This is a genomic window from Paenibacillus sp. J31P190 (assembly GCF_059692075.1).
This window is the reverse complement of sequence record NZ_JCAUAS010000020.1, coordinates 1-11,574: the sequence shown is the minus strand read 5'-3', so window position 1 is coordinate 11,574 and position 11,574 is coordinate 1. Positions and strand designations below refer to the sequence as shown.

At 46.7% G+C, this 11,574-nt stretch carries 7 protein-coding genes, 1 rRNA gene and 1 riboswitch; all 8 genes read left to right on the top strand.

Annotation, left to right across the window (positions count from 1 at the left end):
- The first annotated feature begins 83 nt into the window (after nt 1-83).
- On the top strand, nt 84-1,325 hold the full coding sequence (locus AC58U0_RS27350; RefSeq protein ID WP_497382025.1) for an MFS transporter: 1,242 nt from the start codon (nt 84-86) through the stop codon (nt 1,323-1,325).
- Nucleotides 1,326-1,667: 342 nt separating this feature from the next.
- A complete protein-coding gene (locus tag AC58U0_RS27345) occupies nt 1,668-3,110 on the top strand; it encodes a polysaccharide deacetylase family protein (protein ID WP_497382024.1) in 1,443 nt (480 codons plus the stop codon).
- Nucleotides 3,111-3,174: 64 nt separating this feature from the next.
- Nucleotides 3,175-4,152 (top strand): AAA family ATPase, encoded by a 978-nt coding sequence (locus tag AC58U0_RS27340; RefSeq protein WP_497382023.1) that lies wholly within the window; start codon nt 3,175-3,177, stop codon nt 4,150-4,152.
- An 8-nt stretch (nt 4,153-4,160) separates the two neighbouring features.
- A complete protein-coding gene (locus AC58U0_RS27335; protein WP_497382022.1) occupies nt 4,161-5,378 on the top strand; it encodes a DUF58 domain-containing protein in 1,218 nt (405 codons plus the stop codon).
- Nucleotides 5,365-7,779, top strand: a complete 2,415-nt coding sequence (locus AC58U0_RS27330) for a transglutaminase-like domain-containing protein (protein WP_497382021.1) — start codon at nt 5,365-5,367, stop codon at nt 7,777-7,779. The genes AC58U0_RS27335 and AC58U0_RS27330 overlap by 14 nt, the downstream gene beginning before the upstream one ends.
- Before the next feature lie 112 nt (nt 7,780-7,891).
- A complete protein-coding gene (guaA, locus tag AC58U0_RS27325; protein WP_497382020.1) occupies nt 7,892-9,430 on the top strand; it encodes a glutamine-hydrolyzing GMP synthase in 1,539 nt (512 codons plus the stop codon).
- Nucleotides 9,431-9,525: 95 nt separating this feature from the next.
- Nucleotides 9,526-9,626, top strand: a riboswitch (purine riboswitch).
- 137 nt (nt 9,627-9,763) lie between these two features.
- Nucleotides 9,764-11,167: an NCS2 family permease gene (locus AC58U0_RS27320; RefSeq protein WP_497382019.1), complete on the top strand. Its 1,404-nt coding sequence runs from the start codon at nt 9,764-9,766 to the stop codon at nt 11,165-11,167.
- A gap of 336 nt (nt 11,168-11,503) precedes the next feature.
- Nucleotides 11,504-11,574: ribosomal RNA gene (locus AC58U0_RS27315) — 16S ribosomal RNA — on the top strand; the annotation flags it as partial.

Genomic DNA, 11,574 nt, shown 5'->3' with positions numbered 1-11,574 from the left:
TGTTGTACGAAATACAACAATAGCAAGCTGCTCCGGCTGGAACTGGATAAATATATTCATTGTTCTTGAAAGGATTTTTTCACATGTGGATGATGCTCAAAGACCGAAGAATGATGTTTCTCATGATAGCCAACATCTTATCCTCGATCGGCTCAGGAATAACCATGATCGGCGTGCCGTGGCTGTTAGTGAATCGAGCAGGGGGGAGTGAGATATTTGGTTACGCGACACTAGCATCTACAATCATACTTTTCTTTCTTTCGCCGCATATCGGCGTTTATATTGACCGTATTTCCCGAAAGAAAATGCTGCTGGGCAGTGAAGTTGTCGGCGGATCAGCCACGCTGCTATTTGCACTCTGGGGATTAAGTGCAGGCCACTTCGAAACGTGGCAGTTAATCGTTATTTATTTTAGCGGTTCTCTATACTACAATGTTCACTTCCCAACCCAGTTCGCTTTTACACAGGAGATCTTCTCGAAAGAGCAGTACAAAACATTAAATTCCATCCTCGAGGTCCAAAATCAATCCACATCGATGATCGCGGGCGGCTTGGCCAGTCTACTGATCGATCATATTGATTTTGCGTGGATTCTACTAGCAGACGCGATGACTTACTTTTTGGGCTTTGGTCTATTTATGCTTATTCCTTATATCAAGAACAGGTCTGTCACGGCCAACGGCGCCGTCTCCATGTGGTCAAATATCAGAGAAGGCTTCGATTATTTGAAAACAAGACCGCTATTGGTCATGTTTTTCCTTTGTGCGCTGATGCCGTTTCTGTGTGTTATGGTCGGTAATTATCTTTACCCCGTCTATATCACAAGTGTCCTCCATGGAGGGGCTAATGTTCTAGGGGCAGCCGATATGATCTTCGCCATCGGAGCTGTTGTGGCTGGTTTAACGGTCCCGCTGCTCATGCAGCGTTTGGGCTCTTACTATACGACGATTCTTTCGTTTGTCATTTTTAGTCTGTCGATTGTTTTCTTTTACGTATTCCCACTTGTCTCTATTTTTCTCCTCTTCAAAACGTTGAACGGATGGGGGAATGCGGGGAGTCGCGTAGCGCGTAATACGATTTTGATGGAAATGGTTCCAAATCATTTGATTGGCCGGGTGAATAGTTTTTTCAACACCGTAGGGATGGGGATGCGAGTTCTGCTCATTGGCGTCTGTACGCAAATTGTTTCTTTTCAAGGTGCTAGGACGGCCATTCTTTTGCTTGGAGTCTTATTAGTCGTTAGTTTCATTGGTCTTATTGGCAGCAAGCCCTTGTTTAACGTGACAACGCAGACGAAAAATGAGGCTGTACCGCAAGAAATTTAGCCATAAATTGAACAAAGGCAGCTCAGGTCCTTTCACTGAAAACTACCCTTCTCGCTCCGAGATGGGTAGTTTTTGTTACCACATAAGAAAGTATAAGTTTTCGGATCACGAAAACCGCTTTCTTATTGGCGATAAAACCTAATATAGGGATCTTTGGTCGTAGACCAAAGTCTCTCCGCTATAGGGATCTTTGGTCGTAGACCAAAGTCTCTCCTCGTTAAACGCGGTCGCTCATCTTTGAATGGCTTCGATAAAGGTTTTCTCATAGTGACATACTCTTGATCGTTCTCCCATATAATCTATCAGCTAGCAAAATGATAGAACAAGCGGAGGGATCATCGGATGCGTTTTCAGGTACAACGTGCGACCAACTGGCAGAAAAGAGTTCAACTTTGGGTGGTAGTCCTTTTACTAGTTTCTCTATTTTTCTTGTGCGTTCCGGCAAAGGCAGCGGAGAGCGATGGAAACTCCGCACAAGCACAAGAAGGGCAAGATCTTTATCAAAAGCTCAAAACAGGTAAGCGCCCGCAGAGTGAGAAGACGTATGAAACACCGGAACAGCCTACCGTTTACTTGACCTTTGATGACGGTCCTAGCAAGCTGACGAGTCAGGTGCTGGATATTTTAGATAAAGAGAATGTGAAAGCTACTTTTTTCGCACTTGGCGAGCAAGCTCAGGCACACCCTGAATTGGTCAAAAGAATCGTGCAAGACGGGCATACATTAGGCAATCATTCCTATAATCATGTATATAAAGAGCTGTATAGCGATTTCCAAACCTTTTGGGACCAAATCCAACGTAGTGAGGACATATTTGCCAGTTTGGCTGATACCAGACCGCAATTGGTGCGCGCCCCTGGAGGTACATATACGAATTTCGATTCGTACTACTACTATTTGATGGATCAAGCAGGTTATATCGTTACTGATTGGAATGTTGACAGTGGTGATTCCAAAAGAGCGCATGTACCTGTGAATGAAATTTGGCAAACGATTAAGGGATCACCGCTCGAACACGAGATCAACATCCTGTTTCATGATGGCAGCGGGCATGAGTCAACGGTAGAGGTATTGCCTCAAGTCATCAGCTATTACAAAAAATTAGGTTACGCGTTCGCTCCCCTTACTACTCAGATTAAGCCCAAACAATTCCCAGTGGGTAAGCCGAAGTGGTCGAGAAACATGAGTTTGGCCCATTTCCAAGACCTATTGAAAGAAACGCAGCAATATGCTTTAGCACATATTCAGACCGATCAAGACCAGAAGGATGCTGAACAGCAGCTTGCCAATCAGACGGTTGCAGCCAAAGAAGAAACGGCACAAATTCTATCCGCGCAAGCGGTGTTGCCGCTGCAAGTACATGTGGTCGGAGGCAGCAGTTTTACAATTGAACCTCCAGAGTACCAACTGCGTGCTAACCGGATTGAACTGTCTATGCGCTTTCTTATAGAGAAAATGGGCGGGCAAGTAGAATGGCTGGCTGAAAAGAAGACGGCGAATGCACATTTTGGTGTTTATGATTTGGAATATGATTTGTCCGCTAGAAGCATCAGGCTTTATACCCTAGGTAATAGCGTGGCTACCTATTCATTAGCGGATATGGATTTCAAAGACGGTAAGATCATCGTTCCTTTGCGAAAAACCATAGATTTATTAGGCGGGCGAATTACGGATACGGTCATAGAATCTAATAAGCGAGAGGTATCTGTGGCATTACGGCCTTTTTATATATTTAAAGAGAATGATAGTCTTCTGAAAAACTCTCTATTTGCCATGGGAGGGTAATGTCTAAAATAGTAGAGGGCTGGAAAAACTAGAAGCATACCCTTATAAAGGAGGCTTCTTGTCTATGCAGTCGAAAACCCGAATATTCGATCAGCCGCAGCCTCTTGTGGAACGGATGATCATGAACGTAGAGAAAGTGATAGTTGGAAAGAGAGAGACGATAGAGAAAGCGTTCGTTGCTATGTTGAGCGGCGGCCATCTTTTGTTAGAGGACGTACCCGGTGTTGGGAAGACGATGCTTGTGCGTGCCTTGGCAAGGACGATTGGTTGTGAGTTTAAGAGAATTCAGTGCACCCCTGATTTATTGCCGTCTGATGTAACCGGTGTGTCTGTATTTAATGTGAAGACGAATGATTTTGAGTTTCGCCCTGGCCCTCTAATGACTCCCGTCGTGCTGGCAGACGAAGTCAACCGTACCTCACCGAAGACACAGTCTGCTTTCTTAGAAGCGATGGAGGAGAAGCGGGTCACTATTGACGGAGTGAGTTATGAATTGCCTAAACCCTTCGTTTTATTAGCTACGCAAAACCCTGTGGACTATGAAGGGACTTATGCGCTGCCAGAAGCGCAGATGGATCGATTTATGATGAAGTTGTCACTTGGTTATCCAACACCTGAGCAAGAAATTCTGATGCTGGATCGTCTACAGGATCGCCAGCCGTTGGATCACTTGAAGCCGGTTATCGTACAGGATGAGTTTGTTCAATTGCAAAGAGAAGCAACTATGATTCATGTTGATAATACGTTAAAAGATTTCATTGTTCGCCTGGCCTTGGCAACAAGGGAGCATGCTGATTTGTACTTGGGTGCAAGTCCACGAGCGTCTTACGCGTTGATGCGCGCTGCGCAAACGTCTGCTTATATGAAGGGCAGAAGCTTCGTGGTACCAGATGACATTAAGGATTTGGTGCTGCCAATCTGGACACACCGGCTTATTTTGACTTCCGAAGCACGAATGACTGGCAAGTCTGCGGATACGATTTTGACAGGCTTACTAGCCTCCTTACAAACTCCTGTTCTTCGTTACGTCTCGGGGAAGTAGGGCCTACTATGAGAAGCTGGGGTAAAACGACGCTGTTGGTTGTGGGAAGTGTGCTGTCCATTGTTTTGGCGCATTGGCAAGGCGGATTTGCCGCTTGGTATTTAGGGATTTGTTTGACATTAATATGGATTCAGGCTGGATTATTTTATGTGTTCGCATTACAAGGACTGACCATTAGCCGGCAGTTGTCGGGCGAAGTTTTCGTATCCGGTGAAGACGTAACAATCACTTTGCAGGTTGGGCATCGTACGTTTTTGCCGCTGCCTTGGATGATCATTAAGGATACATGGATTCATGAAGGAAGCGGAGCGAAGCTGAGCTACAGCAAGCTGCTTTTCCCAGGGTTTCGATCAGCTTTAATCCTCCATTATAAAATGACGGGTCTTATGCGAGGTGTTTATCGGTTCGCGGGCTTTGAGGCGGTGACCGGTGATTTATTTGGCTTTGCTGTTCGAAAAGCATACCGCGATGATCTTCATCGGTGTGTTGTTTATCCGAGACCAGATTCTTTGATGGGATCCGGCATGACATTTCAATCGGAGGATGGTGATGTGCCTGCCATTCGTGGCCTTAAAGCCGAGACTCCGCTTATTAGCGGTGTCCGTGATTATGTCAGCGGTGATCCCTACCACCGCATTCATTGGAAATCCACAGCCAGGCTGAGCCGGCTGATGACCAAAGACCCCGAGCAAGCATCCTCCGCGAAGCGGATGCTGCTGCTCGACGCGGCGCCTGCGGCGGGTCCAGCTGAGGCGGCGCAGCCGCTGCTGGAGAAGGGCGTCGCCCTCGCGGCTGGCTTCTTCGAAGCCGCCGCTGGCGGGCGCGAGAGCTGCGGCTTCGCCAGCAGCAGCTCCATTGGCAGGCGAATCGCGCCGACGATTCGCCCTGATCTAACGCTCGCGTACGAAGTACTCGCGAGCGTGGGCGGCAAGCCCGCCCTTTCCTTTCCTGACCTCGTCAGGAAAGAGGCGGCGGCCTTGCCGCTGGATGCGTCGATGCTGTGCATCACATCGACGCTGGATCTGGCGTTGGTGCGCGCGATTGCGGATGCGCGCACCAAGCGCCGGTCCGTGCACGTGATCTACGTGCACGCGCGGCCTTCCCTCTCGGTCGCGGAGCGAGAGGGGGCCTCTCAGCTGCAGGCCGCAGGCTGCAGCTTCACGGAAGTGCCGCACCCCGTTCGCCAGTGGCCAAAGCAAGGAGGTGTCGCGGATGCAACCGCTTGAACCCAACCGCGCGCCGCGCGCTCTTTCACGTCCTTTACGCTCAAGCGCGGACTCGTCGCGCTTGAAGTCTCGCTCTTTAAGCGCTAACTCTTTAAGCACTAACTCTTTACACTCAAGCGCCGAGCCCGCAGCCGCTATCCCATCAAGTCCAATCTTCCATTCAAGCGCCATCTCTAACGCACAGTCATCAACGCCAATCACCAACACCTTTTTCCGAGACAGTCTAATCTCATTATTGCTCTTCCTGCTGCTCTCGGAATGGCTCCGTCCTTTAGCCTGGATGGCCGATGCCTCTATTCAAATCGGTCCCATTCTCGTCGTATTTGCGATCTGCATTGCCATAGACTGCTTCAAGGTTCCTTATGCTTGGGGATGGACAGCCAAAAGTGTCATTATCCTGCTTTTCATCGGTTTTATGTTTGACCGTGAAGGCTTTCTAACCGGAGCATGGATCATCGATTTGGTGAGGATCATTTCTCAGGATATGGTTCACATCGTTCAAGCTCATTTCGATCTTATTAGTGGTCAAATGCGCACGCTGCTCTTTCTATTAGGTTGGACGCTCCTGATTTCCGTGGTGCAGGCCCTAATGCTGCAGAGACAGCATAGTCTTTGGTTTGTTGCAGCCACGCTCATATATCTCGTATTCTTGCAGTTGGTGCTTGGCGCGGATACGGTTCAAGGGATTATGCGCACAATAGGGTATGGACTACTTCTGTTATCGCTGCTCAATCTCTCTAGAATTGAACAAACCTATGGCATAGCTTCGGTTCGATCAGGCGGCTTTTTTCAATGGTTTGTAGTCAGCTTGGTCGTTGTAAGTGCGCTAGCTAGTGTAGGATGGTACTCGGCAAGGCAGGCGGGGCCTACACCTCTTATGAAACCAGTTAGCTGGGCGTATTTATACGATCGCATATTTGAACTTTACAACGATGATACGGGGGCAAAGGGTGCTTTTGCTAGGTCTGGATACGGTCAAGACGACTCTTCTTTAGGAGGTCCACTCCAGGTGGACACGACCCCGTTATTCACAGCAAGAACCTCTGAATTAACCTACTGGCGCGGAGAATCCAAAAGCTTCTACGACGGCAAAGGCTGGACCGAGCCCAATCAAAAGCTGGAGCCTTACGTTTCTTTTAATCAATCAGTTACAGGTCGGGCTGTGAGTCAGGAAATTCTATGGAACACGAAGTCACCTAATCGCCAATTGTTTGTGGGTGGGAAGTTACTAGGTGTTGATATGCTTTTGAGTGAGAAGGAGAAACCGCTAACACCGAGCAGCCTCCTTACATCTAAATCTAATGGTATAGTAACTCTGCCTGAGATTATGGATCCTTTGTCTTATTACAAAATAACTGTCCAGCCTGTGCAGGAAGATCCATCCATACTTAACACGGATACGGGCGGCTATCCCTCGGACGTTACAGGGGAATATCTTCAACTTCCAGCTTCATTGCCGCGGTCTGTTCGAAGCATTGCAGAGCAAGTGACAGGGAATCGTTTGACACCATATGCCAAAGCGGTTGCGATTGAGCAGTATTTAAGCAATACCTATACCTATAGTCTCGAAAAGCCAACACATCCAAGCCGCAATGAGGATTTTGTCAGTCATTTTCTGTTCGTAGACCGAACAGGGTACTGTGATCATTTTTCAACCTCAATGGTCGTCATGCTTCGTTCTGTCGGTGTACCTGCCCGTTGGGTCAAAGGTTTCGCGCCAGGGACACTTCAAACATCTAGTGACGGAGATGGGCTTCAGGAAGTTATGGTCCGCAATCAAGATGCGCATTCATGGGTGGAGGTTTATTTTCCTTCCATGGGCTGGGTGCCGTTTGAGCCTACGCCGGGGTTCTCTGGTATTTCATCCGATCATCCGAGAGAAACCTTGACGACAGCTGCCATGGAACAAGCGGCGATGACGGCTTCACTCACGAACATTCCTGCGCCTACTAAGTTTACAACCAATCCAAGTGAGTGGTTTCATGCAACGAAGGATAGAATCGTCAACTTTGCAAAACCTTATAGGAAAGCTTTCATTGTTCTAATCGGAAGTTGTTTCCTTCTTATGGGTATTTTCGTTTTGCTTAGGCGAAAAGGGTTCCTAGTCAATACGCGGCTGAATTTTCCCATTTACAAAAGCAAGCAGGGCAATTCACATCCCATGACACCCTATATGGATCGCTTATGGATGCAGCTTTTTCGAAAATACGGCGCAAAATCCGCAAGCCAGACGGTGCGAGAGTATGTCACAACTCTAAATTTCAAAGATCAACGGCAGAAACAAGCACTGCTCGAATTTGCCTTGATTTACGAAAGTGTCCGTTATGATACGGCCAATTCACTGACCTATACGAAGCGGGAAATCACCGCGATTTGGAAAGCCATTCAAAAGACACATTAAACCCCTTTACATCCTAGGTACCTAATGTTTAAAATTAGTACCTATAAATAGTGATAAGTGGACAAGGGGAGCCCCTTAAACCTCAATCGCTATGAATCTAGGAGGTCGGATAATGAGTAAACCGAGTGAAATGATTGTCGTATTAGATTTTGGAGGCCAGTATAATCAATTGATTGCTAGACGAATTCGTGATTTGGGCGTTTATAGCGAGCTGCTGCCGTTCAATACAACTGTTGATAAAATTCGTGAGCTTAATCCTAAGGGAATTGTATTCTCGGGCGGTCCGTCCAGCGTATACGGTGAAGGAGCTCCCGCTGTTGACGCAGGGATCTTTGATCTGGGCATTCCAATCTTGGGTATTTGCTACGGCATGCAGCTGATTGCTCACCAACTGAACGGTAAAGTTGAACGTGCGCACACGCGTGAATATGGCAAGGCAGATCTTGCATTTACGAATGAAAGCCCGCTAGTGAAAGGGTTAGAATCCAAACAAACCGTGTGGATGAGTCACGGCGATCACGTTTCTGTCCTGCCTGAAGGCTTCGTTATAGAAGCAAGCACGGATTCTCTTCCGATTGCAGCTATGAGTAACCGTGAGCGCAACATTCATGCTGTACAGTTCCACCCTGAAGTTCGTCACTCCCTTCAAGGGAATGAAATGATCCATAACTTTATCTATGGCGTATGCGGTTGCGTAGGCGACTGGACGATGTCCTCTTTTGTGGAAGACATGATCAAAGAGCTTCGTCAAGAAGTTGGCGACAAGAAAGTCCTATGCGCACTTAGTGGCGGCGTGGATTCATCCGTTGTTGCCATTCTGCTGCACAAAGCCATCGGCGCTCAGCTGACGTGTATGTTTATTGATCATGGTTTGCTGCGTCAAGGTGAAGCTGAGAGCGTTATGGACACTTTTGTCGGTAAATTCGATATGAAAGTAGTCAAAATCGATGCGCGTGAACGCTTTCTCGGCAAGCTGGCCGGTGTAGACGATCCCGAGCAAAAACGTAAAATTATCGGTACCGAATTCATCCGTGTATTCGAAGAGGAATCCAGTCAGTTTGATGACTTTACTTTCCTAGCCCAAGGCACTCTATATACAGATATCGTAGAAAGCGGCACGGCTACGGCTCAAACGATCAAATCGCACCATAACGTTGGCGGACTGCCGAAAGACATGAAGTTCAAGCTCATCGAGCCTCTCAAAACACTTTTCAAAGACGAAGTGCGTAAAGTAGGCGAGGAATGTGGCCTTCCAGCAGCAATCGTTTGGAGACAGCCTTTCCCAGGTCCTGGTCTGGCTATTCGTGTTCTAGGTGAAGTAACGGAAGATAAGCTGAAAATAGTTCGTGAATCCGACGCCATTCTGCGCGACGAAATCGCCAAAGCAGGCTTAGATCGTGAGATCTGGCAGTACTTCACAGCACTTCCGGGCATGAAAAGCGTGGGAGTTATGGGTGACGCAAGAACTTACTCCTATACCGTAGGTATTCGTGCTGTTACATCTATTGATGGAATGACAGCTGACTGGGCGCGTATCCCTTGGGATGTGCTTGAGAAGATTTCGGTTCGTATCGTTAATGAAGTTGAGAACGTGAATCGTATCGTTTATGACATCACTTCTAAGCCGCCTGCTACCATTGAGTGGGAATAATATAAATCACTAGTAAAAAGACGAACGTTTTGGGAAATTATACCCCTTTATCGTTCGTCTTTTTTATTGACATTAGGTTATTTCACGACTAAAATGTGTTATGGATAACAGTTTTTCGTATAATCTCGGGAATTGGCCTGAGAGTTTCTACGAGATCACCGCAAATGATCTGGCTACGAAAAAAAGGAACGGAATCCGTATGAGTTTCTACGTGCACCTTTACACATCAAAGGCAGCTCTCATATGGATAGCTCCTTTTTCGTACCCGGAATCAGGCATTATGATTCCGGGTTTTTTGCTGTTCCCCACATTCGCTTTAGGAGGAGTAGGAAAATGGATCGCTTTTTTAAATTGAAACAAAACGGCACGACAGTAAGAACGGAAATCATGGCTGGGATCACTACATTCATGACGATGGCTTACATCCTTGCGGTAAATCCAGACATTCTGAGTGCTTTTAAATCGGGGGCTACCGGCGGTGACTGGACTTCGATTTTCTTGGCTACAGCGATTGCTGCAGGTGTAATGACGATTGCAATGGGGTTATTCGTTAACTTTCCAGTTGCGCTAGCTCCTGGGATGGGCTTGAATGCTTACTTCGCGACCATCATTTTAACTTCGCAAGGTAAATTCACGTTTTCAATGGCTTTAGCAGCTGTATTCATTTCGGGGATTATTTTCATCATTCTTACCATCACCAGAGTCCGTCAAATGCTCCTTGTGGCCGTTCCAGACAGCCTGAAGCATGCGATTACCGTGGGGATTGGTTTGTTTATCGCAATGATCGGTTTCAAGAACAGCGGTATCTTAACCGTTGCGGTAGAAAGCGGCAAAGATATTAAGGCACATCAATTTACGGATGTACTTTCATTTGAAACTGTGTTCCACATGGGTTCATTAGAAGATAAAGGCGTTATTTTAACAATCGTTGGGGTCTTGTTGATTTCTATCTTTATGGTGCTTCGACTGCGCGGCGCTATCTTGATCGGTATCTTGGCTACAACAATCATTGGGTATTTCATGGGTATGGTTAATCTAGGTTCATTGACTAGTGCAGACACGACATGGGTTCCTGATTTGTCCAAACTTCGTTTCGCTGATTTTGATTTTGCGGGCATAATGACAACGGGTATTGTTTCCGTTATTGCTACATTTACGTTTGTTGAGCTTTTTGACACATTCGGAACCATGGTTGGAACAGCGAATCGCGCTGGTATTATGAAGAACAAAGAAGAGGGCAACAAGCGTGTAGGTAAGGCCATGTTCGTGGATGCGATTGGTGTTAGTGGCGGTGCGTTAGTTGGGACAAGTACGGTTACTGCTTTTGTAGAGAGCGCAGCGGGTGTAGCTGAGGGCGGACGTACAGGTTTAACGGCGGTAACTACAGGCGTATGTTTCTTGCTTGCTCTGTTCTTAGCTCCGATTGCCATGTTGGTTCCTGGTTCTGCGACAGCGGCTGCATTGATCGTAGTTGGTGTTCTGATGGTACAATCCATTCGTGAGATCGACTTTCAAGACTTCGTTCTAGCAATCCCAGCTTTCCTTACAATTGTATTGATGCCTTTCACTTACAATATTGCGAATGGTATATCCTTCGGTATCGTTGCGTATGTAGTTCTGGCAGCAGCATCTAACCTAGGTGGCAAAAGTCAGACGCGTTATCCGATTCACTGGTTAATGTGGGTACTGGCGATTCTAATCCTAGCTCGTTACATCTTTATAGGAAGCCAAGGTTAAAAAGGTTCAAGCTCTGGTGTATTACGCACTGGGGCTTTTTTTATTACCATATTTTTCAATGTTTAAAAAGCTTGCATTTGGTTTGTGGATTTGTTATATTACTCCTTGTCGCTTCGGCGGTCGAACGAAAGAACAAAAAGAAATTAAAAAAAGTTCTTGCAATCGAATAGGCTGATGTGGTATATTGATCAAGTCGCCTTTGAGGGGCGAAGGATTAAAACGAAAGAAATTGATCTTTGAAAACTGAACAACGAGTGAGTAAGCATGAACGAGAAATCGTTCAAAAAAGAGATTGTAAAATCTCGCTAGCAAGTCAATGAGCATTTCAGCTTTTCTATTATGGAGAGTTTGATCCTGGCTCAGGACGAACGCTGGCGGCGTGCCTAATACATGCAAGTCGAGCGGAT

Coding starts and splice junctions, on each gene's coding strand:
- AC58U0_RS27335 (WP_497382022.1), top strand. CDS start 4,161: ATGAGAAGCTGGGGTAAAACGACGCTGTTGGTTGTGGGAAGTGTGCTG.
- AC58U0_RS27350 (WP_497382025.1), top strand. CDS start 84: ATGTGGATGATGCTCAAAGACCGAAGAATGATGTTTCTCATGATAGCC.
- AC58U0_RS27345 (WP_497382024.1), top strand. CDS start 1,668: ATGCGTTTTCAGGTACAACGTGCGACCAACTGGCAGAAAAGAGTTCAA.
- AC58U0_RS27320 (WP_497382019.1), top strand. CDS start 9,764: ATGGATCGCTTTTTTAAATTGAAACAAAACGGCACGACAGTAAGAACG.
- AC58U0_RS27340 (WP_497382023.1), top strand. CDS start 3,175: ATGCAGTCGAAAACCCGAATATTCGATCAGCCGCAGCCTCTTGTGGAA.
- AC58U0_RS27330 (WP_497382021.1), top strand. CDS start 5,365: ATGCAACCGCTTGAACCCAACCGCGCGCCGCGCGCTCTTTCACGTCCT.
- guaA (WP_497382020.1), top strand. CDS start 7,892: ATGAGTAAACCGAGTGAAATGATTGTCGTATTAGATTTTGGAGGCCAG.